Below are 21,503 nucleotides of genomic sequence, written 5' to 3' on the forward strand. Positions count from 1 at the left end.
CGGTCGCTCAGCGGGCGCGGGGACCGGCGCCCGCACCGGCGACGGCCGGTGCGTGCAGCGGAACCAGGGAGTGGGTGTCGCTGCCGCGCAGCCCGGACGTCGCGACCCGCACCTGGTCCCCGCGCGCGACCTGCCGGTACGCCTCCCGCCGGAGCCGGTACTCCCGGATCGCCCCGGCGTCGTCGACCACCGTGACGTAGAAGGCCGCCTGCCCCAGCGGCCCGTCCTGGCCCACGGCCCGCTCCACACGACGGCGGCGGTCGGTGACCGTGCCGACCACGACGCGCGGGTGGACGGCGTCGGCGACGTCGCGCAGCAGCGGCACGACGGTGACCCGCAGCAGCCCGACCGCGGGCACCCCGACCAGCAGCGGGATCCACAGACCCGGACCGCTGCCGGTGAATCTCTCCAGCGCGAACCCGAACAGTCCCAGCGCCACGAAGGCCCCGAGGGCGCGCGCGAGCGCCACGACCGGCACGGTCCGCGCCGTCGCCGCGACCTCGCGCTCGGAAGGGCGGTCGCCCCGGGTCCGGTAGGCGTGCACGACCATCGCACCGAGCACCAGGCCCAGGACCGCGAGCCGCAGCCCGAGGTCGAGGACGGCCGGCAGGTCCACGGCGGTCTCCTCTCGTCGACGTACTGGTCAGGTCAGGCGGACAGGCCGCGGGTCGTCGGGCGCGGCGCCCGGTCGAGCCAGGCGTCCGGTGCCCTCCCGAACGGCTCGGTCGCGCGGGCGACGTCCCGCCGCACGTCCTCGCGGGCCTCCCACGCCAGGTCGACCCAGGCCCGGGGGTACGACGGTGAACGGCGGACGAACCCCGCACGCTCCGGTGCCCGCACCGTGCCGTCGGCGTCCCGCACGACGTCGAGACCCAGCCCGACGAACGAGCTCAGCGTCGACGCGACGGACACCTCGGTGGCGACGTCCACACGCACCGAGCCGTCGTGCCGGAACCACGCGACCCAGGGGTCCGCCACCGGCAGCAGCAGCAGTCCGTGGTCCGGCACCGCGAACCAGTCCCCCCACTCGTCCGTGCCGAGAGCCTCGGCCTGCCAGGCACGGTCGACCGTGCCGAACGGCGTGCGCTGCTCGATGCGGACCGGCATGTGGCCTCCCCCAAGGCTGATGTCCGTCGCCCGGGGGGTCGGTGACGACGACCCGACGACCCCGCGGCACGCCTCATCGTGCTGCCTCGCCGTGGCGGCGGCACGGCAGCGAGATGACCATCACTCGTCGATCAGGTGAACTCCAGGTGCACTCGGGACCGGGACGTCAGACCGCCGTGTACCCGCCGTCGATGAGCCAGTAGGCGCCGGTGACGAAGGACGCCTCCTCGGACAGGAGGAACCGCACGACGCTCGCGACCTCGTCCGCCTCGCCGAGCCGACCGAGCATGTGCTTGGAGACCAGCACCTCCTCCAGCTCGGGGGTCAGGACCCCCTCGAGCAGCGGCGTGCGGATGTATCCGGGCCCGACGCAGTTGATCCGCAGGCCGGCCGGGCCGTACTCGGCCGCCGCGTTCTTCGTGATCCCCACGACGCCGTGCTTGGAGGCCGTGTACGCCCCGTTGCCGATCGCGGCCACGGTGCCGTGGATGGACGCCATGTTCACGATGGCGCACCCGGACGGGTCCTTCTCGAGCATCGCCGGGATCTGAGCGCGCATGCCGAACAGGACACCGTGGAGGTTGATGTCGATGACACGCTTCCAGTCCTCCACGTCGAGCTCGCCCGCCGGCGCCGCGTTGCCTCCGATCCCCGCGTTGTTGACCGCGTAGTGGAGCGCGCCGTAGGCCTGCTTCGCGGTGTCGACCACCCGCACCGCGTCGTCGAAGCTCGCCGTGTCCTGCTGCACGGCCGTCGCCTCACCACCTGCGGCCTTGATCTCGTCGGCGACACGCTGCGCCGCGTCGAGCCGGATGTCCGTCCCGACGACCTTGGCTCCCCGTGCAGCCAGCTGCTTGCTGATCGCCTCGCCGAGCCCTGACCCGGCGCCGGTCACCAGCGCCACCTTGCCCTCGAACGTCATCGCGGACCACTCCCTCGTCGGCGCCTGTCCCTTCACGCTAAGTCCGTGACCGGGCCCACGCCCGCCACATGACGGACGTGACGACCGTGCCATGATGAACAGATGGGCCAGGTCCTGGAGACGGACTACCTCGTCGTCGGCGCGGGTGCGACCGGGATGGCGTTCGCGGACACGCTGCTGGACCATTCCGACGCCCACGTGACGATCGTCGACCGCCGCGACGCCGCCGGCGGGCACTGGCGCGACGCCTACCCGTTCGTGCGGCTGCACCAGGCCTCCTCCTTCTACGGCGTGGCGTCCACCTCCCTCGACGGCGGCATCCAGACCTCCGGCCCCGAGGCCGGTCTGCACGTGCGCGCCACGGGCGCCGAGGTCTGCGGCTACTACGACCGGGTGCTGGCCGACCGGTTCCTGGCGTCCGGACGGGCGATGTTCCTCGGCGGGCACGAGATGGCCGACGACGGCTCGGTCGTCGCGCTCGACACCGGCGAGACGCGGGAGATCCGCGTGCGCCGTCGGGTCGTGGACGCGCACTACCTCGCCCCCTCGATCCCGGCGCTGACCCCGCCGCCGTTCGCCGTGGACGAGGGTGCACGGTGGGTTCCAGTGGGGGAGCTCCCCACCGTCGCGGACGAGGCCGGGTCGTTCGTCGTCGTCGGGTCCGGCAAGACCGCCACCGACGCCGTCGTGTGGCTGCTCGGTCGTGGCACCTCCCCGGACGCGATCACCTGGGTCCGCCCGCGGGACCCGTGGATGCTGGACCGCGCCGCCGTCCAGCCCGACGCCGCGGTGATCCGGACCATGGTGGCCGAGCTCATGGAGGCCGCGGCAGCGGCCCCGACCGTGGACGACTTCTTCCTGCGCCTCGAGGACGCCGGGGTGATGCTCCGACTGGACCCCGACGTCGTGCCCACGATGGCCCGCGTGCCCACGCTCGCCCGCTGGGAGCTGGAGCTGCTGCGCTCGGTCGAGCGCGTCGTGCGCCGCGGGCACCTGCGCCGGGTGTCCCCGGGGACGCTCCGGCTGGACGAGGGGGACGTGCCGGTGCCCCGGGACGCCGTCGTCGTGCACTGCGCCGCCGAGGGGCTCCGGCTGCGGCCCGCCGTGCCGATCTGGTCGCACGGACGGATCGTCGTCCAGCCGGTGCGGGCCGGGTTCCCCTGCTTCGGGGCCGCGCTCATCGGCTACGTGGAGGCCACCCAGGGCGAGCGCCCGGACGACGAGCTCAACGCGCTGTGCCCGTCCACCCCCTACTTCTCCACCCCGCGGGAGTGGGTCGCCGGGCAGGCCGCCGGGGCGCTGGCGACCGCGGCCTTCATGGCCGACCCGGACCTCGCCCGCTGGTCGCACGGGACGACCCTCAACCCGAGCCGCGTGGCACCGCAGGACCGCGACCGCCCCGAGGTGCAGACCGCCCAGGCCCGTCTGCGCGCGGCGACCGAGTCGGGGATGCGGGGCCTGCTGCGGCTGGCCGGATGACGTCCCGGGAGACCCGTCAGGTCCGCACGGACGGCAGCACGTCGTCGGCCGTCGGGAAGGACGGCTGGGCACCGTGGGTCGCGACGGAGAACGCGCCGACCCGCACGGCCGTCCGGGCCGCGTCAACGAGCGTGTCGCCCTGGCTGACGCGGTAGGCCAGGGCCCCGACGAACGCGTCACCGGCGCCCGTGGTGTCCACCGCCTCGACGTGCGGCGTCGGCACGACGACCGGTTCGCCCACCCCGGCGGCGGGCTCGAGCACCACGGCACCGGCGGGGCCGAGGGTGAGCACCACCGACCGCGGACCGAGAGCGTGCAGCTCGGCGATGATCGCGAACGGCGACTCGGGCACCGGCCGCTCGGACTCCTCCAGCAACCGTTCGGCCTCCGCGTGGTTCACCACCAGCGGGTCGGCCAGCGCCAGCACGTCGGTGGCGACCGGCACGACGGGCGCGAGGTTGAGCAGCACCCGGCCCCGGCCGGCGCGGGCCGCGGCCTCGGACCCCCGCAGCGGGATCTCCCCCTGCAGCACGACGACGTCGGCACCGGCCACGAGGTCGTGGTGGCGGGCGACGACGTCCGCGTCGACGGCACGGTTGGCGCCCGGGACGACGACGATCGAGTTCTCGCCGTCGTCGTCCACCCAGATCTGCGCCACACCGGTGGGTCCTTCGACCGTCTCGACCCCGTCCAGGTCCACGCCGGCGTCGCGCAGCCCGACGAGCGCGATGTCGGCGAAGGCGTCGGAGCCGATGGCCCCGAGCAGCGCGACGTCGCCGCCGAGCCGGGCGGCCACGACCGCCTGGTTGGCCCCCTTGCCCCCGGGGATCACCGTCATGGAGTCGGCGAGCACCGTCTCCCCCGTGACGGGCAGCGCGGGGACGCGCGCGACGAGGTCGGCGTTGACGGAGCCGACGACCACGATCGAGGTCATGCCTCGGGCCTCCAGGATGCGTGAGCAGGACGGACGGGCCGACGGACCGTCCGTCCCCATGATCGCGCACGATTGTGACGGCGGCGTTGCCTCGCCGCTCGTCAGCAGGCCAGGACCTCGCGCAGCCGGGTCGCGAACGCGGCCGGGTCGTTGTCCGGGGCCCACTCGTGCCGGGCGAAACCGCCGTGGTCCCCGGGGAAGACGACGACCGGGACGTCGAGGGCCTCGGCCAGCGCGACCGCACCCCGGTACGCCATCTCGCCGGGCAGGGACCCGGCGCCGACGGCGGGCAGGACCTGCGGGCCGCCGGCGCGGGTGGCCGCCCGGAGGGACTCCAGGGGCGGCTCCCACACGGGCATGACGGCCAGCGACGTCCCCAGGAGCAGGTCGTCGCGCCGGCCGTCGTCCTCCGTGGGCAGGCCGAACTCCGCCGGGTCCGGGTCGGGCTGGTCGAGGAAGTCCTCGGTGAGCGGTTCCGTCGCGAACACCAGCCGCAGGAACTTGGCCATCGCGGGGCCGAACCCGGCGCGACGGTAGGTGTCCACGATGTCGGCCTGGGCCCGGACCGCGACGTCGCGGTCGGCGAGCAGCGCGGTCAGCGGGGGCTCGTGGGCGACCAGCCGCCGCACCTCGCCCGGGTGCGCGGCGCCGCCCGAGCTCCCGAAGACGTCGAACGGCCCGGGCCCGACGGCCCGGGCGACGGCGTGCAGGTCCTCACCGTGCCGGTCGACGGTGAGGAGGGCGTCGGCGGCGACGGGGCGCGACCGTCCGGTGCCACGGGGGTCGTAGGTGACCACGAGTCGGTCGTCCAGCGCGGGGACGAGCTGGTCGAAGCCGTCGGCCGCCATCGGGTTGCCGACCACGAGCAGCGGGGCGTGCCCGCCGTCGTGCGCCGGTTCCCGGACGTCGTAGGTCACCGTGGCGCCGGGCAGGTCGAGCGTGCGGGTCGTCGTGGCCATGCCGGTAGCGACGTGACGGGGGGCCGGAACTCATCGGCCGGCCCGCGCGGCTACTGGTCGTCGTCGGGCGAGGAGTCCCAGTCGTCGTCCTCGTCGATCGTGAAGGAGCCGCCGAAGTGCACCTGGTCCGGGTCGACGCCGAGGCCCTCGGCGATCTGCCGTCGCATCTTCTCGGCCATCGCCACGCCCTCGGAGGTGTCCCGCATCGACCGGTAGGTCTCGGCGTCGACACCGAACTCGGCGCGCGTCCAGGCGTCGAACGCCGTCTCGTAGGCGGCGCTGGGAGCCTCGACGACGTACTCGAGGACCTCCCCGAGCGGGAAGTGGCGGGTGCGGCGCGGGGTGTCGCCGGTGCCGGCCAGCGTGACCGTGAGCACGCCGTCGCCGACCTCGTGGCTGATCAGCTCGGGACGCCGGAAGTACTCCGTGTCTCGACCCTTGAGGTGGACCACGAGAAGCTCGTCGCTGACCGGTTCGCTCGTCGGAGTCGGCGGGTAGGTGCGCGGCACGGGTCGCGTGGTGGAGTCAGACATCAGTTCCGAGCATGCGCCGTCGGCGGCGACTTGTCACGCCGGTTCTCCCCTGGCGCAACGCGTGACGCCCACCCACCGACCCCGGCCTCCACAGCGGGGCACCGACCCGCCGCGACGACCCGACGACGACTCCGACGGCACGGCACCGTGGCCTGCACACCGTCCCCGGACCCGAGGAGCCCCGTTGCCGACCCCGACCCTGCCGCCCGCCGGACCGACCGGACGTCCCACCCGGCCCGGCCGCCGCTTCGTCCACCCCGAGCCGGTCGACCTGGCGACCGCCTGGCGGGCCGAGGAACGGCTCGCGGGCGACCCCGACCGACCGCACCACTGGTGCCCCGACCGGCACGGCTGGGTGCTGCGCGCGGGTCTGCACGAGGTGCTCGAACCCGTCCTGGTGCCGGATGCCGCGGGTGCGTCGTCCTTCTACCGGTTCGCCGAACTGGACGAGCCGGTGGCGGCCGCCCTGCTCGACCGGCTCGACGCCGACTACCTCGCCGTCGAACGGCAGAACGACGGCCCGACCATCGGCACCGTGCTGCGTGCCGTCGTCCGCCATCCCGACCGGTTGCGCGCGCACGGCTACGTGGTGGGCCCGGGCCGCTGCGACGAACGCGTGACGGTCGAGGGGGTGCTGGTGCGCACCGACCACGCCTTCGTGCTCGGTGACCACCACGGCCCCGGGTGCCAGTGCGACGAGCTGGAACGGTTCGTCGCCTCCCTCGGGGTGGACGACGCCCGCGTCCCGCCGCACGAGGTCACCCGCTGGTGGGGCCGGCCCGGTGACCTGTCGCCGGACGGGCCGGCCGAGCACTGGTACCGGCTCTGGTGGGACTGAGCCGTCCACAGCCTGTGGACGGCGCCGGCGTGCCGGCACCTCGGCGCACTAGCGTCCGGCCGCATGGCGCACCTCGATCTGGACACCGACGACCTCGCCGCGGCCGGACGGCGGGCGCACGCTGCCGCGGGCCGGCTGGACCCGGCCGCGATGGCCGACGATCTCACCGGGACCGGTGCCGGTGCGGCGGCCGGCGACCCCGCGCTCGGCGCCGCGATCGACGACCTGACGGCGGCATGGGGACCGCTCCGGGCCACGCTCGCCGCGACCCTGGAGGGTCTCGGGGACCGGCTCGCGCGGACCGCCGCCACCTTCGACACCGCCGAGGGCACGACGGCGCAACGCGTCGCCGCCGCCGTGACGCCCGCCCCGGTGGTTCGCACGGACGGTGCCGGATGACGGCGGACCGGCCGTTCGAGCCCCTGAGCGGGTCGCCCGACGTCCTCGACTCCCTGGCGAGCGGCGCCTCGCGCGCGGCCGCCGCCCTGTCCACGGTGCACTCCGACCTGGTCGGCCTGGACACGACCATGACGCGCCACCGGTCGGCCGCCGTCGACACGGCCCGGGCGGTGCTGGACGACCTGATGGCTCGGGTCCGGCTGAGCGACCGGGTGCTGCGCGAGACGGCGCACGTGCTGGCCGACCGCGCGGCGGGGCTGGCCCGCGAGCAGCACGAGGCTCTCCAGGCGATCGCGCAGCGCCAGGAGGCGTGGACGCGGGTGCGCCGGGCCGAGGCCGACGAGGCCGCGGCCTGGCGGCTGGGTCTCGACATGGCGGACCTGCGCCACCTGGACGCGGCACGGCTCGCCGCGGAGGCACGGGCACGCCGGGACGCCGCCCACGACGACGTCCTCGACGCCGAGCGCCGGTGGTACCGCGTGCGGGAGACCAAGGAGACCAGCTCCCGGGTCGCCGCCCGCCGGCTCGGCGGGCTCGGGCACCCCGACCTCGTGCGGTGGGCGGTCGCCGACGGCACGACCCTGGCGGACCTCGGCAGCCGCTGGGCCGACGGCGTGCGGCTCGCGGAGCGGCTGTCGGCGGGGGCCGCCACCGGCGCCGACCCCGCGGAGCGCCAGGAGCTCCGCGAGGGGGCGGTCGCCGCCCTGGCCGCGGCCGGCGACGACCCGGTGCTGTGGACGGCCCTGTGGGAACGGGTCGGGCCCGCCGAGCTGTACGCCGCGCTGGGCGTCCGGGCCGTCGCCGGGCCGACCCGGGAGGCGCTGGCCACCGGCCTGGCCGCCTGGGCGCAGCACGCCACGCCGACCGAGCGGTACGCGCTGGGGAACGCCCTGGTCTCCGCGCTGCCTCCTGGCTTCCACGAGCTCGGCGACCGGGCCGACCTCGCCGCCGCGCTGCTGCGCCCCGCCCTGCCGGCCGACGTCCACCGCGGTGCGGCGGACGCCCTCGTCGAGCGCCACGGTGCGACCGGCAGCACCGAGGCCGACACCGCCGCGACCGGCACCCTCACCGTGGCGGTCGCCACCGGGCTGGCCGCCGACCCGGACGCCGCCCTGCGTCACCTGGCACCGCCCGGCACCACCGCCGCCGACGTGACCGACCGCGCGCACGCCTGGTTCGGCGTGGCACCGCCGGACGGCTGGCCCGACGGCGGCACCGCCGTCACCGCCCTGCTCGCCGCCGCCGTCGGCGCCGGGACGCACCCCGGTGCCGACGCCCCGCAGCAGGTCCGGGCGGCCCTGGCGACGTCCGCGGCCACGACGGCGCTCGTCGCGCCCGGGGGCCTGCTCGCGGGGGCGTACCCGGTGTCCGACGCCGCGAGCCGGCACGTCGCGGCGGCGTACGCGCCGTACCTCGTCTCGGCCGACGACGCCGCGTGGCACCCGTCGGCCGACGGCTCGCCGCCCGCGCCGGGCGTCCGGGGGCTGCCCCCGCTGGCGGAGGGCGCCGAACCGGTGCCGGACGTCGTGCAGCCCCGGCTGGACGCGTTCGCGCTCCGGGACGTCGTCGCCGCGACCTCGACCACGGAGACCGCCTCCGGTCACTGGCTGCGGCAGGTCGACGTCGCGGTGGCCGCGGCCGCCGCCACGGCGACGGCGGAGGGTGTCGGGGCCGCCGACGCGGAAGCGCTCGCGCAGGCCGGCGTCGCGGACGGGGCCGCCGTCGTCGGCTCCATCGCCTCAGGCACGATCTCCGTCGCCCAGGACGCCGCCGCCGAGGACGCGCTGCTGTACTCGACCGGGCTGAACCTGGCCACGACGCCGGTCGGGGCGAGGACATCGCTCGGCCTGCTCGGGCTCGGCACGCTCCTGCCGCCGCTGGGGCCCGACCACGTCGGTGCCGCCCGTGAGGAGGTGCTCGCGACCGAGGACGCGCTGCGGGAACGGGTCGTGACGCCCTTCGAGACCGCGTGGCGCCGGGAGCTGGCCGACCGGGGTCTGCCGCCCGACGCGATCGACGACGCCGCACGACGCTGGGCGGCGGACTCGCAGACCATGACCATCACGTTCCGCGAGTCCTTCGACGTGCACTCGGGCCTGGGGCGGCGGCTGGGAGAGCGGTCGTGACGGCCGGCCACGAGGCGCCGACCCGCGGCTGGCGGGGAGAGGTCGTCGTGCCCGTCGCGACGGCGGTGCTCTTCGCGCTGCTCGTCGCGGTGCTGGTCGGCGGCCCGCCGCTGCGCGCCGCCCTGCAGCAGCGGTGGCACCCGGGTACCTGGGCACTGACGCCGGACGACTTCCCCGCCGGGAGCACGGAGCCGGTCCCGGTCGAGGCGCGATGGGTGTCCACGGTCCCGCCGCACGACCCGGCGCCGTACCTGCTGCCGGGCCAGCGCTACCTCGCCGACGGCAGGCCGCTGCGGCTCGCGGTCGAGGAGGACACGGTGACCGCGACGGCCGGGGTCCGCCAGGGGGACGTGGAGGTCTACACGAGCGTGGTGGCCTCGGTGGAGGCCGGCCCCGGGGCAGCGGCGTTCCGCCGCGACGAGATGCACGACCGGGTCCACCGGCCCGGCCGGCGCGAACGCCTGCAGGAGACGGCCCGGCGCGGCGGTGCGTCGCTGACGGCGGTGCGCCCGCTGACGGGGCCCGGCCCGGCGGACGGACCGGCGCCGGTCCTGACCGGTCTCACCGCGGTCGAGACCGACCGCACGGGGGCACGGTGGCGTGTGACCGCCGTCGCGACCGTGGCGTGCGAGGCGCTCGTCCTCGTGGCGACGCGGGCACCGGTCGGTGCCGACGTGCCGCCGGACCTCACGGTCGACGCCCTGGTCGACCGGGTCGCGACGGCGGTGTGCGCCGACCCGCCGGCGACCGGGCCCGGGCCGGACGCGCCCGTGAGCGCCGACGCGGCGACCGCGCCGGTCAGCCGTCCAGGAGCCGCAGCTCGACCACCGGGACGACGCGCCGCCAGTCGGGTTCGCCCCGGGCGGCGCCCAGGGGTTCGGCCCACTCGGACACGACCGGCCGCAGCGCCGCCCAGGCGGCGGGATGCTGTGCGGCGTACTCCTCGAGCCGCGCCACACCGGCCTCGGGGTCGAGCGGTTCGGCGACGGCACGCACGTCACGCCGCCGGCCCACGGAGACCAGCACCCGGGGCTCGACCACGACGTTGCGGTACCACTGGGGACGGGGTCCGAGCCCAGAGGCCACCACCAGCCGGTCCGCGGAGGGCCGCCCGACGACCTCGAGCACCACGAAGCGCGTCTCGCCCGTCGTGCGCCCCCGGTGCTGCAGCATCAGCAGCCGGTCGCCGAGCAGCGCTCCGAGGCCGGCGCGGTACAGCCAGATCGGTGCGCGGACCAGCCAGCGGGTGCGCAGCATGCGGGTGACCAGACCCATGCCGCCACGGTAGCGCCGCCCCTCAGCGGGCGCCCGCCCCCTCGGCCGGGACGGTCGGCGCCGGACGGCGCACCCGGTCGTGACGGTCGTCCTGCAGGGCGCGCAACGCGTTGAGGATCGCGAGCAGGTCGACGACCTCCTGGCTCAGGGCCCCGAGGACGGCCGGGATCACGCCGGTGGCGGCGATCCCCATGAGGACCACGGACAGCGCGATCCCCAGCCAGATGCTCTGCAGGGCGACGGTCATGGTCCGTCGTCCGACCCGCACGGCGGTGGCCGTCCGGACGAGGTCCTCGGTGAGGATGACCACGTCGGCGGACTCGCTGGCCGCCGTCGAACCGCGCGCCCCCATCGCCACGCCGACTTCGGCGGCGGCCAGGACCGGGGCGTCGTTGACCCCGTCCCCGACCATCATCACGGGCCGGTCCGGCAGGTCACGGACGATGCGCACCTTGTCCTGGGGCAGGCACTCGGCGTCCACGCGGGCGATGCCCACCGCCGCGGCGATGTGCTCGGCGGTGGAGCGGGAGTCGCCGCTGAGCATCATCGTGCGCGTGATCCCGAGACCGGCGAGCTCGTCCATCGTGCGCCGGGCGTCGGAGCGGGCGGGGTCGCTCATCACCAGCGTGCCGGCGAAGCGGTCGTCGACGGCCACGTAGACGGCGAGCTCGCCCGGCCCCAGGGTCTGCTCCTCGACGTCGGGCGCGGCGGCGGCGACCCGCTGCCGCTTGCCGACGACCACGTCGTGGCCGCCGACGTCGGCCGCGACGCCGTGCGTCGCCTCCTCCCGGGCGCTCCGGGCGCCGAGCAGGTCCAGCCCGCGCCGCGTGGCGGCGTCCTGGATGGTGGTGGCCAGCACGTGCGAGGAGTACTGCTCGGCCGACGCCGCGAGCCGCAGCAGCTCGTCCGCGCTCCACGGCGGGCGGGGGTGGACGGCCAGCAGCGTGGGACGGCCGAGGGTGATGGTGCCGGTCTTGTCGAAGGCGACGGACCGCACCGCGGACAGCTGCTCCAGGGTGCCGGCGTCCTTGACGATGAGGCCGTGCCGGGCCGCCCGGCTCATGCCGCCGAGGAACGCCACCGGGGCGGCGATGAGCAGCGGGCACGGGGTGGCGACCACGAGCACCTCGGCCACCACGGTGGGGTCGCGGTGGTAGACCCACGCGGCCCCCGCGACGAGGAAGGCGAAGAGGGTGAAGGGCACGGCGTACCGGTCCGCGAGGCGTACCACCGGCGCCCGGGACTCGGCGGCCTCACGGACCATGGCCACGATGCGGGCGTACTGGCTGTCCGCCGCGGCCGCCGTGGCCCGCAGGGTGACGGCCTGCTCGGTGTTCAGCGCGCCGGAGAGCACCGGGTCCCCGACGTGCCGGGTGACCGGCAGGCTCTCGCCGGTGAGCGAGGACTCGTCGAAGTCGGTCTCCGGCCCCACCAGCTCGGCGTCCACCGGCACCACCTCGGCGGGGCGGACGAGGACGAGGTCGCCGGGACCGAGGTCGGCGACGTCGACGTCGGTGATCGTGCCGTCGGGTCCCAGCCGGTGGGCACGGGTGGGTGCGCGTTCCAGCAGCGCGCGCAGCTCCTGGCGCGCCCGGTGCGCGGCGAAGTCCTCCAGCGCCTGCCCACCGGTCAGCATGAGCACGACGACCAGCGACGCCACGTACTCGCCGACGACGACCGTCGCGACGATCGCGGTCAGCGCGAGCAGGTCGACGCCCCAGTGCCCGGCGAGGACGTCACGGACCATGTGCCCGGCGACGCGCAGGCCCACGACCAGCGCCCAGGCGGACCCGGCCCAGCGCGCCGTCGTCTCCTGGCCGCCGGCCAGCAGCCCGAGCACGACGACCAGCACCAGCAGGGATGCCGCCACCCAGGGGTAGCGCTGCACGAACCACCGCAGCCGTGTGCGCCGCACCCCGTCTGATCCGGCACCGGTCGGTGCCGACGGTCCGCTCATGGGTCCATCGTCCCGCCGGACCGGACCTCCGGCCTCCCGACTGCACGGGCGGGGAGTCGGCCCTACGCTGTCGACGTGCCCGCCCTGCCGGTCCCCGGAGGTGTCGTCGACGTCGACGACGCCACCGTCGCGCCTGCCCCGCGCCCGGCGCCCTGGCTGGTCGACGTCGCGGCGGCGCTGGGGACGATGCTGGTGCTCACCGGCGCCGTCCTGGTCGGTCAGCACGCGGGGCTCCTCGGTGTCCTCGCGGCGGTCGGCTTCGGCCTCCTGGTGCTGCTGCGGCGGCCCGCCCCGGTCCTGATGGTGGTGCTGACCTCCGTCGGCGTCCTCGTGTGCGCCGCGGAGGGGCTCGGGGCGCTGGGGACGCCGCTGGCCGCGGTGACGGCGCTCTGCGCGGCCACCGCGCAGGGGCACGAGCGCTGGGCGGCCGGGGCCGGCGCGGCGCTGGTCGTCACGGCACCGGCCCTCGGACCGCCCGGGACGGGTCTCGCCTCCGACTCGCTCGTGGAGCTGGTCCTCGGCGCGGCGCTGGTGACGGCGGCCGTGTGCCTCGGCCTGCTGCTCCGGTGGCGACGTACCGCGCAGTCGGCTGCGCCGCCGGCCGTGGCGGGGGCCGGAACGCTCGGACCGGACGAACCCCCCACGCCGCCGGCACCCTCCACGGCGACCGCACCGAGCGCCCCGCACACACCGGACGCACCGGACGCACCGGACGCACCGGACGCGCCGGACGTGCCGGTCGACGACGCCCGGCACCGCCGCCAGCAGGAGCTGCTGCGGATCGCGCTGGACCTGCAGGAGGTCGTCGGCCACAACCTGTCGCTCGTGGCCCTGCACACCGACGTGGCGGCCGGCGCGATGGGCCGGGACGACGACGCGGCCGGCACGGCGCTGCGCCACGTGCGCGAGGCGACGTCGGCCACCGTGCACGAGCTGCGGGCGACGACCCTGCTGCTGCGGGGCGCGCTCGCCCCGGCGCGGGCAGGTCACGACGCGGACACCGCGGCGCGGGAGCACCTGCCCGCGGCCACCGGTCCGGCCGGCCTGGCCGCACTCGTGCAGCCGGTCCTCGCCGCCGGCGTCGACGTGTCCACGCGGGTCGACGTGCCCCGCGGCTCGATCGACGCGATGGTCGACGCCGCGGCCTTCCGGATCGTGCAGGAGGTGCTGCGGGACGTGCGGGACGCCACCGGGGGACGTCGTGTGCAGGTCCGCCTGGTGGTCGCCGCGGGCCGGCTGCGGATCGTCGTCGCCGACGACGGCCGGAGCCTCGCCTCCGGCTTCGGCGAGGACCCCGGACTCGCCGCCGTGCGCCACCGGGCGGCGCTGCTCGGGGGCACGCTCGACGTCGGGTCCGGGACCGACGGCGGCCTGGTCGTCACCGCGGAGCTGCCGGCACGCCTGGGCGAGTGACGGCACGGCCCGGAGCGGCACGGCCGTGCCTGTATCGTCGCCCCCATGGCCACCACCGCGTCGCACACCGAGGCGTCCGCCCGGGTGGCCCCCGCCCCGGGCGCCCCGCCCCTGACCCACCCGCCGCGCGTGCGCTGAGGTCCCGACCATGGCGCACGACCACTCCGGGCCCGGCACCCACCGCGGCCGTCTCGGCCTGGCCTTCGGCATCACGGCGGGCATCGTCGTGGCCCAGGTCGTCGGCGCGGTGGTCACGGGCAGCCTCGCCCTGCTGGTGGACACAGCCCACCTGCTCACCGACGCCGCGGGGCTGGGGATGGCGCTCCTGGCCGCCCACGCCGCGACGCGCCCGGCCACCCCGCGGCGTACCTGGGGACTGCGGCGGGCCGAGGTGCTCGCCGCCCTCGCCCAGGCCACGTTGCTGCTCGGCGTCGGCGTGTTCGTGGTCGTCGAGGCGGTGCAGCGGCTGCAGGACCCGCCCGCGATCCCGGGGACGGAGCTCGTCGTCTTCGGCGTGATCGGCCTGGTCGGCAACCTCGCGGCCCTGGCCGTCCTCGTCGGCCGCCGCAGCGCGAACCTCAACCTGCGGGCCGCGTTCCTCGAGGTGCTCAACGACGCGCTGGGATCGCTGGCCGTCGTCGTGGCGGCGGTCGTCATCGCCACGACCGGCTGGCAGCAGGCCGACTCGGTCGCGGCGCTGCTCATCGGCGCCCTGATCCTGCCGCGCGCCGTGCTGCTGCTGCGCGACACCACCGCCGTGCTGCTCGAGTCGACGCCGCCGGGTGTCGACCTGGACGAGGTCCGCAGCCACCTGCTCGGGGTCGAGCACGTGCACGAGATCCACGACGTGCACGCCTCGCTCATCGCCACCGGGCTGCCGCAGCTCTCGGCGCACGTCGTCGTCGAGGCGGAGTGCTTCCGGGACGGCCACGCCGGGGCGATCCTCGACGAGCTGCAGGACTGCGTCCGCGACCACTTCGGCATCGAGCACACGACGTTCCAGGTCGAACCCGAGACCCACCCCGAGCACGAGCACCCGACGCACGACTGAACGCGACAGCGCCCCGCGCCACCGAGGGCGGGCGGCGGGGGCCGAGCGGCCGGGACCCCCGGGATACGGCCAGCCTTGCCTTGCTGGCGGGGCCCGGTCGGGAGTGCTTACCTGGTGGCATGAGCAGCGGACCCGAGGTGCGCACCCACGCCGACGAACCCCACCGGACGGGGCTCGCGCAGCGGCTCAACTGGCTGCGCGCGGGCGTCCTGGGGGCGAACGACGGCATCGTCTCGGTCGCGGCCGTCGTCGTCGGCGTCGCCGCGGCGACCAGCGAGCAGGCGGCGCTGCTGACCGCCGGCCTCGCCGCCCTCGTCGGCGGGGCCATCTCGATGGCGCTGGGCGAGTACGTCTCCGTGTCCTCCCAGTCGGACACCGAGAAGGCGCTCATCGCCAAGGAGAAGCACGAGCTCGCCACGATGCCCGAGGCGGAGCTGGAGGAGCTCGCCGGGATCTACCGTGACCGCGGCCTGTCCGAGGAGACCGCTCGGCAGGTCGCCGTCGAGCTCACCGAGCACGACGCCCTGCGCGCCCACCTGACCGTGGAGCTGCACATCGACGCCGACGACGTCGTCTCACCGTGGCACGCCGCCTTCGCCTCGTTCGTCGCGTTCGCCCTCGGCGGCCTGCTGCCCTTCGCGACGGTGCTCCTGGTGCCCGAACCCGCCAAGGTCGCCGCGACCTTCGTCGCCGTCCTCGTCGCGCTGGCCCTGACCGGTGGGGTCGCCGCCTGGATCGGCGGCGCCCGGATCGGGCGGGCCGTCCTGCGGGTGGTCGTCGGGGGCGCGCTCGCGCTCGGCGCCACGTTCGCCGTCGGGTCGCTGCTGGGCAGCGCCGGCGTGGTCTGACCGCAGCCACCGCGCGAGCAGCAGCACCCCGAGCGCCGAGCCGGCCCCGACCAGCGTCAGCGCGACACGCACCCAGGCGGCCGTCTCCGGCCCCTCCGGGCTGGTGAGCACGACGCTGACGGTCAGCAGCGCGGCGAGCACCCACAGCGGGGCCGCGGCCGTCGCGACGACCGTCGCCACGAGGGCGAGCACGGTGACGACGGTCAGCACGGGCCCGGGCAGGTCGAGCGCCACCAGGCCGGCGGCGAGGACACCGCCGAGGACGGTCCCGCCGGCCCGGGCGACCGCGCGGGCCGCGATCTCGCCGGCGCGCGGCACGAGCACCACGTAGAAGGTGAGCAGCAGCCACCAGGAGTGGGTGTCCGGGTAGTAGGTGACGGCCCACCACGTGCCGGCCGCGGTCAGGACCACGAGCGCGCCCGCGTAGAACACGCTCTCGGCCCGGGTCACGCGCGGGCTCTCGCGTCGGGGCAGCCCGCCGGTCAGCACCGCGACCAGCAGTGCCGTCCACAGGCCGGCCAGGAGCACGGTCAGCGCCGCGGGCCAGGCACCCGCCAGCGTGCGGGGGTCGACGTCGGTCAGGGCCGGCGGCGCGATCGTGAAGACCGCGACCGTCGTCGCCAGCACGGTGCCCCCCGCGGTCCGGCCGTACGCCGCGGCGAGCCCCACCGTCGCCGCGACGGCCGTCATGAACACCGTGGCGGTCCCCGCGTCCGCGCCCGCGAGGGGGGCGAGGAGGACGAGCGCACCGGTGGCCACCGCGACCAGGACGGGACGACGCGGGGAGGCGGCCGCCGCGGTCAGCGGGGGCAGCAGCCCGAGCAGCCAGGGCATCACCAGCACCGGGTCGACGAGCCCGAGGACGACGCCGGGGGCCAGGGTCAGCAGGGCCGCGGCCACCAGGCGACGGCGCGCACCGCCCGGGGGCAGGGGCTCGGTGCCGTCGTCGACGCCGGCCGACCCGTCGGGCCGGTCGGGACGGGCGTCAGGCGCGGTCGTCGCGGCGCTCCTCGACGGCCTGCTTGAGGATGAAGGCCGGCAGCAGGAACGTGGCGAGCATCGTCACGAGCCAGACGATCACCGGGCCGATCACCCACCCCTGCCAGCCGGAGATCTCCAGCCCGTCGGAGACGAGCGAGGCCACCAGCAGCGCCGCGTAGGTGCTGATCAGCCCCACGGCGCCGACCAGCGTCGGGGCGTTGCGCCGCGCGAGCTGGGCGAAGAAGGGGGACATCACCGCCTGCACCACCGCGAAGATCACGACGGCGAGCACGAAGCCCAGCGGGTCGTCCCACACGACGTCGAACGTCTGCCAGTCGAAGGCCGCGAAGAGGACGTCCGTCAGGACCACACCGATCGCCGCCGCGAGGAGAAAGACGGCGGTGCGCGCGAGAAGTCGGACCATGACGGCAGAGTGGCACGGATCACCACAGGTCGCGCGAGATGCTCAGGATTCCCTCAACCCCCCTGGGCCGGGGCGGTGGCCGACCGCCAGCATGTGCACCACGTCGAGAGGTTCGGGGGTCACGTCAGATGCGGGTCCTGGTCACCGGTGGGGCCGGCTACCTGGGGTCCCACGTCGTGCTGTCGCTGCTCGAGGCGGGCCACGACGTGGACGTCGTGGAGAGCTTCGTCGGCGGCAGCCCGGCCGCGCTGGCCCGCGCCGAGGGCGTCGCCGGCCGGCAGGTCACGACGCACGCCGCCGACGTGGCCGACATCGACGCGATGGAGCGGATCTTCGCGACGGCGCGCTTCGACGCCGTCGTGCACCTCGCCGGGCAGCGGTCCGGCCGGCTCGGCGACCGCCGCGTGCTGGACACCTACGAGACCAACCTGTCGAGCCTGTTCACCCTGCTGCGCTGCATGACCTGGTACGAGGTGCACCGCCTCGTGCTGTCGTCCTCGGCCGCCGTCTACGGCCCGTCCGACGACGGCGGCGCGCTGGACGAGGAGTCGCCGCTCGCGCCGGTCTCCCCCCTGGGCCGCAGCCTCGCCACGAACGAGCACCTGCTGCGGGACCTCGTCGGCCAGGACCCCACCCTGCGGGTCGCCGTGGTGCGCTGCTTCACCACCGCCGGAGCCCACCCCTCGGGCCGTCTCGGGGAGCACACCGCGCACGCGGCGCCCGGCCTGCTGACCCGCATCGGTCAGGTCGCGGCCGGGCGGCGGCCCGTCGTCGAGGTGCTCGGCGGCGACCACGCCACCGCGGACGGCACGCCCGTGCGCGACGTCGTGCACGTGGTCGACGCCGCGGCGGGCCACGTCGCCGCGCTGGAGGCGCTGGAAGCCGCGCCCGGAGGGTTCACGACCTGGAACCTCGGTTCCGGCCGCGCCACCAGCGTGCTGGAGGTGATCCGGACGTTCGAGCGGGTCACCGGGCGCGCGGTGCCGCACCGGGTCGTCCGGGCGGCCCCCTCGACGGCGGCCCGCCTCGTGGCCGACGCCCGGCGCGCCGCGCACGCCCTGGGCTGGCACGCCCGGCGCGGTCTGGAGGAGATCTGCGGCGACCACTGGCGCTGGCAGCTCGCGAACCCGGACGGCTACCCGCCCACCGTGACGCCGGAGACCCCCTGGCGGGGCGGGGTGGGGCACCGGCTGCGGACCGTCCCCCCGCTGCCGGACGCCGGGGCCCCGGCGGTGGGGCGGCCGTCGGGGTCGGTCAGTCCTTGACGTCGCGGTAGTACCGCAACGCCCCGGCGTGCAGGGCGGCCGGCTCGGTGTAGATGACCCGGGTCCGGTCCAGCATCGCCGCGGAGGCGACCTGCTCGGCCAGCTCCGAGCGGGCCGCGAACAGCGTCGCGACCAGCGCGTAGGCGGCCTCCTCGGGCAGCGACGCCGGGACCACCAGGACGTTGGGCACCGCCAGCGTCTCGACGTCGGCATCCAGGCCGTAGATGCCCTCCGGCACCGTGCCGTGGCGGTAGCCCTGACCGAACTGCTCGCGCAGCTCGTCCACGACGCCGTCCAGGGGGACCAGACGGACGGGCGTCTCCTCGGCGAGCTCGATTAGACCGGGCGTGCGCAACCCGCCGGACCAGAAGAAGGCGTCGATCCGCCCGGTGCCCAGCGCGTCCAACGACTCGGTGATCCCCAGCTCGAGGACGCGCAGGGCGGACTCCGGGAGCTCCCCGGCGGCCAGCACCCGCCGGGCGATGAGCGACGTCCCCGACCGGGGAGCCCCGACGGAGACCCGCAGGCCGCGCAGGTCGGACAGCTCGCGCACCGGCGAGTCCGCCGGGACCACGAGGTGCGCGAAGTCGTCGTAGACCCGGCCCAGGGCCCGCAGGTCGACGGGTTCGTCGAACGCCCCCGTCCCGTGCACGGCGTCGGCGACGGCGTCGGCCGCGCTGAACGCCACCTGCGCCTCGCCGGCGGCGAGCAGCTCCAGGTTCTCCACCGAGCCGCCGGTGGTCAGCACCTCGGTCTCGACGCCGTGCCGGTCCTCCAGCACCTCGGCCAGCGCGCGGCCGTACCCGTGGTAGATGCCCGTCGTGCCGCCCGTGGCGATGATGATGCGGTCCGGCAGGCGGCCCTGCCCGGGGGTGTCCTCCGTGGCGAAGCACCCGGCCAGGACCACGAGGACCAGCACCGCGGCCGTCAGCGACCTCCCCACCCGTCGGGTCACGGCTGCTCCTCGTCCCAGGGGCGGACCTGCAGGTGGGCCCGCAGCCCGCCGTCGTCCGGGAGCTCGAGACGGAGCCCCCCGCCGGCCGAGGCCAGCAGCTCGGAGGCGATCGCCAGCCCGAGCCCGGAGCCCCGGACGTTGCTGTGGCCGGGGCTGCGCCAGAACCGCTCGGTCAGCCGTTCGAGCTGGTCGGGGGCGACGCCGGGACCGTGGTCGCGGACGACGATCTCGCACCGGCCCTCGACGTCCGCGACCGTGATCTCGAGCGGTTCGGAGGCCGGGGAGAACTTCAGCGCGTTGTCCACGATGGTGTCGAGCGCGGTGCCCAGGGCCGTCGGGTCGATGGCGGCCCACACCGGACGGTCCGGCGTGGCCAGCCGGACCTCCCGGCCGTCCTCGAGCAGCCGCCACCCCTCGATCCGTCGGGTCGCGAGCTCGACCAGGTCCACGGGCTGGGCCGTCCCGCTGCTCCCGTCCTCGGCGAGCAGCAGCAGGGCGTCGAGGATCCGGGCCATCCGCACCGCCTCGGCACGCACGTGCTCGACGTCCTCGACCTGCTCGGACGGCACGGTCAGCGCGAGCCCCTCGATGCGCAGCATCAGCGCGTTGAGCGGGTTGCGCAGCTCGTGGGACGCGTTGGCCACGAACTCCTGCTGACGCCGCATGAGGTGCTCGACCCGTTCGGCCATCTCGTTGAACCGCGTGACGACCTCACGCAGCTCGGGCGGACCCGTCGACGGCGGGATGCGTTCGTCGAGCCGCCCCGACCCCATGCGTTCCATGGCGGCGTCCACGACCCGCACGGGCCGCAGCACCCAGCCGGCGGTGCGGTCGGCGACGAGCACGGCCAGCAGCGCCACGGCGACGCCGCCCGCGGTGAGCAGGCCCCAGCTCAGCCAGATGCTGCGTTCCAGCGCGCGCGTGTCCGACACCGACACCAGCGCCCCGACGACGTCCTCGCCGTCGAAGACGGGTTCGGCGACGACGATCTCGTCCACGTCCCACGGCCAGAAGCTCGCCGCCATCTCCGACCGCCGCCCGGCCACGGCCGTGTGCCGCTCCGGGTAGTCCGCGACGTCGAGCCCGGCGGAGGCGAGCGTCACCCCGGCCTGGTCGACGACGGCGGACCGCACGCCGTACACCTCGCGGTACCGCTCCAGGTCGACGGCGACGATGGCCGGGTCGTCGGCCAGGATCGCCTGCCGGGCGGTGAGGGAGAGGTAGGAGGCGTCCCGCAGCCGGTCGAGGAAGATGTCCTGCTGCTGCGCGCGGGTGACGCTCGCGGCGTACAGCAGGCCGACCAGGAGCAGCACCAGGGCGATCGGCACGTAGACCAGCGCCGTCAGCCGCGCCCTCACGCCGGTCCGGCGACGCGGTAGCCGACCCCGCGCACCGTCTCCACGACGGCGGGGGCCCCGAGCTTGCGGCGCAGCGAGGCGACGTGCACCTCCAGGGTGCGACCCAGCCCCTTCCAGCTCGACCCCCAGACCTCGCGCAGGATGCGCTCGCGGGCCAGGGCCGTGCCCCGGTGCCGGACGAGCAGGGCCAGCAGGTCGTACTCCTTGCGGGTCAGCGAGACCAGGGAGTCGTCGGTGCGGCGCACCTCCCGGGCGGCGAGGTCGATCTGCATCCCGGCGACGGCGACCCGGGCGGCCTCCTGCCGGCCGTCCCACTCGCGGGCGCGGCCCCGGCGGAGCACCGCGTCGATGCGCGCCAGCACCTCGCGGACGTCGTACGGCTTGGTGACGTAGTCGTCGGCGCCCAGCTCGAGACCGCGGACCCGGGCGTCGAGCTGCGTCCGGGCGGTGACCATGATGATCGGCGTGTCCGCCACCTTGCGGATGCGACGGCAGACCTCGAAGCCGTCCATGTCCGGCAGGGCGAGGTCGAGGAGCACGAGGTCGGTGCGCGGGTTCAGCTCGGCGAGCGCCGTCGCGCCGTCGGCGGCGCGGATCACCTCGTACCCGTGCTTGCCGAGGACGGAGACCAGCGCTCCGGCGACGTGCTCGTTGTCCTCCACCACCAGCAGCTGCACGG

20 protein-coding genes and 1 pseudogene are annotated in these 21,503 nt (G+C 76.0%); 8 read left to right on the plus strand and 13 right to left on the minus strand.

Annotated features, from left to right (window positions below; translation table 11 throughout):
* Positions 1 to 7: 7 nt before the first annotated feature.
* The 3 genes from Q6349_RS03280 to Q6349_RS03290 form a co-directional block, all read right to left on the minus strand.
* The gene (locus tag Q6349_RS03280; RefSeq protein WP_304602837.1) at positions 8 to 616 is read right to left on the minus strand and encodes a hypothetical protein; all 609 of its coding nucleotides are present in this window, start codon (positions 614 to 616) and stop codon (positions 8 to 10) included.
* A gap of 32 nt (positions 617 to 648) precedes the next feature.
* Positions 649 to 1,107, minus strand: a complete 459-nt coding sequence (locus Q6349_RS03285) for a hypothetical protein (RefSeq protein ID WP_304602838.1) — start codon at positions 1,105 to 1,107, stop codon at positions 649 to 651.
* Between the two features lie 166 nt (positions 1,108 to 1,273).
* Complete coding sequence (locus Q6349_RS03290; protein ID WP_304602839.1) at positions 1,274 to 2,029, minus strand: SDR family NAD(P)-dependent oxidoreductase; 756 nt, start codon at positions 2,027 to 2,029, stop codon at positions 1,274 to 1,276.
* A gap of 102 nt (positions 2,030 to 2,131) precedes the next feature.
* Between Q6349_RS03290 and Q6349_RS03295 the strand changes: the two genes are divergently transcribed.
* Positions 2,132 to 3,508 (plus strand): NAD(P)-binding protein, encoded by a 1,377-nt coding sequence (locus Q6349_RS03295; RefSeq protein ID WP_304602840.1) that lies wholly within the window; start codon positions 2,132 to 2,134, stop codon positions 3,506 to 3,508.
* A 16-nt stretch (positions 3,509 to 3,524) separates the two neighbouring features.
* Here Q6349_RS03295 and Q6349_RS03300 read toward each other — a convergent pair whose 3' ends face one another.
* The 3 genes from Q6349_RS03300 to Q6349_RS03310 form a co-directional block, all read right to left on the minus strand.
* Entirely contained in the window at positions 3,525 to 4,442 is a 918-nt protein-coding gene (locus tag Q6349_RS03300; protein WP_304602841.1) for a ribokinase, read from the minus strand.
* Positions 4,443 to 4,543: 101 nt separating this feature from the next.
* On the minus strand, positions 4,544 to 5,401 hold the full coding sequence (locus tag Q6349_RS03305; protein ID WP_304602842.1) for an alpha/beta fold hydrolase: 858 nt from the start codon (positions 5,399 to 5,401) through the stop codon (positions 4,544 to 4,546).
* A 50-nt stretch (positions 5,402 to 5,451) separates the two neighbouring features.
* Positions 5,452 to 5,934 (minus strand): hypothetical protein, encoded by a 483-nt coding sequence (locus Q6349_RS03310; protein ID WP_171246136.1) that lies wholly within the window; start codon positions 5,932 to 5,934, stop codon positions 5,452 to 5,454.
* A 184-nt stretch (positions 5,935 to 6,118) separates the two neighbouring features.
* Between Q6349_RS03310 and Q6349_RS03315 the strand changes: the two genes are divergently transcribed.
* The 3 genes from Q6349_RS03315 (at position 6,119) to Q6349_RS03325 (ending at position 9,297) form a co-directional block, all read left to right on the plus strand.
* Positions 6,119 to 6,772 carry a hypothetical protein gene (locus Q6349_RS03315; protein ID WP_304602843.1) on the plus strand — a complete coding sequence of 218 codons (654 nt, stop codon included), beginning with the start codon at positions 6,119 to 6,121 and terminating at the stop codon, positions 6,770 to 6,772.
* A gap of 63 nt (positions 6,773 to 6,835) precedes the next feature.
* Positions 6,836 to 7,171 carry a hypothetical protein gene (locus Q6349_RS03320; protein ID WP_304602844.1) on the plus strand — a complete coding sequence of 112 codons (336 nt, stop codon included), beginning with the start codon at positions 6,836 to 6,838 and terminating at the stop codon, positions 7,169 to 7,171.
* A complete protein-coding gene (locus Q6349_RS03325; RefSeq protein ID WP_304602845.1) occupies positions 7,168 to 9,297 on the plus strand; it encodes a hypothetical protein in 2,130 nt (709 codons plus the stop codon). The genes Q6349_RS03320 and Q6349_RS03325 overlap by 4 nt, the downstream gene beginning before the upstream one ends.
* Before the next feature lie 798 nt (positions 9,298 to 10,095).
* On the opposite strand, the gene Q6349_RS03330 is transcribed toward Q6349_RS03325, so the two are convergent.
* Complete coding sequence (locus Q6349_RS03330) at positions 10,096 to 10,572, minus strand: nitroreductase family deazaflavin-dependent oxidoreductase (RefSeq protein WP_304602846.1); 477 nt, start codon at positions 10,570 to 10,572, stop codon at positions 10,096 to 10,098.
* Positions 10,573 to 10,594: 22 nt separating this feature from the next.
* Positions 10,595 to 12,529, minus strand: coding sequence for a heavy metal translocating P-type ATPase (locus Q6349_RS03335; protein WP_304602847.1), 1,935 nt, complete (start codon positions 12,527 to 12,529; stop codon positions 10,595 to 10,597).
* 75 nt (positions 12,530 to 12,604) lie between these two features.
* On the opposite strand from Q6349_RS03335, the gene Q6349_RS03340 reads away from it, so the two are divergent.
* The 3 genes from Q6349_RS03340 (at position 12,605) to Q6349_RS03350 (ending at position 15,841) form a co-directional block, all read left to right on the plus strand.
* On the plus strand, positions 12,605 to 13,942 hold the full coding sequence (locus Q6349_RS03340) for a sensor histidine kinase (protein WP_304602848.1): 1,338 nt from the start codon (positions 12,605 to 12,607) through the stop codon (positions 13,940 to 13,942).
* 148 nt (positions 13,943 to 14,090) lie between these two features.
* Complete coding sequence (locus Q6349_RS03345) at positions 14,091 to 14,993, plus strand: cation diffusion facilitator family transporter (RefSeq protein ID WP_304602849.1); 903 nt, start codon at positions 14,091 to 14,093, stop codon at positions 14,991 to 14,993.
* 119 nt (positions 14,994 to 15,112) lie between these two features.
* Positions 15,113 to 15,841, plus strand: a complete 729-nt coding sequence (locus Q6349_RS03350) for a VIT family protein (protein ID WP_304602850.1) — start codon at positions 15,113 to 15,115, stop codon at positions 15,839 to 15,841.
* A 42-nt stretch (positions 15,842 to 15,883) separates the two neighbouring features.
* Here Q6349_RS03350 and Q6349_RS03355 read toward each other — a convergent pair.
* Positions 15,884 to 16,675: pseudogene (locus Q6349_RS03355) on the minus strand (FUSC family protein); the annotation flags it as partial.
* A 151-nt stretch (positions 16,676 to 16,826) separates the two neighbouring features.
* Complete coding sequence (locus tag Q6349_RS03360; protein ID WP_304602851.1) at positions 16,827 to 17,246, minus strand: phage holin family protein; 420 nt, start codon at positions 17,244 to 17,246, stop codon at positions 16,827 to 16,829.
* Between the two features lie 128 nt (positions 17,247 to 17,374).
* Here Q6349_RS03360 and galE point away from each other — a divergent pair, with 128 nt between their 5' ends.
* Positions 17,375 to 18,511: a UDP-glucose 4-epimerase GalE gene (gene galE / locus Q6349_RS03365; protein WP_304602852.1), complete on the plus strand. Its 1,137-nt coding sequence runs from the start codon at positions 17,375 to 17,377 to the stop codon at positions 18,509 to 18,511.
* On the opposite strand, the gene Q6349_RS03370 is transcribed toward galE, so the two are convergent.
* Genes Q6349_RS03370 through Q6349_RS03380 form a run of 3 tightly spaced genes read right to left on the minus strand, consistent with a single transcriptional unit; the run spans position 18,501 to position 21,501 of the window.
* Positions 18,501 to 19,466, minus strand: a complete 966-nt coding sequence (locus tag Q6349_RS03370; protein WP_304602853.1) for a TAXI family TRAP transporter solute-binding subunit — start codon at positions 19,464 to 19,466, stop codon at positions 18,501 to 18,503. The genes galE and Q6349_RS03370 overlap by 11 nt on opposite strands.
* Positions 19,463 to 20,824, minus strand: a complete 1,362-nt coding sequence (locus tag Q6349_RS03375; protein ID WP_304602854.1) for a HAMP domain-containing sensor histidine kinase — start codon at positions 20,822 to 20,824, stop codon at positions 19,463 to 19,465. The genes Q6349_RS03370 and Q6349_RS03375 overlap by 4 nt, the downstream gene beginning before the upstream one ends.
* Positions 20,821 to 21,501 (minus strand): response regulator transcription factor, encoded by a 681-nt coding sequence (locus Q6349_RS03380; protein WP_171246123.1) that lies wholly within the window; start codon positions 21,499 to 21,501, stop codon positions 20,821 to 20,823. The genes Q6349_RS03375 and Q6349_RS03380 overlap by 4 nt, the downstream gene beginning before the upstream one ends.
* Positions 21,502 to 21,503 lie beyond the last annotated feature (2 nt).

Source organism: Isoptericola sp. 178 (assembly GCF_030586525.1).
GTDB classification, from domain to species: domain Bacteria; phylum Actinomycetota; class Actinomycetes; order Actinomycetales; family Cellulomonadaceae; genus Isoptericola; species Isoptericola sediminis.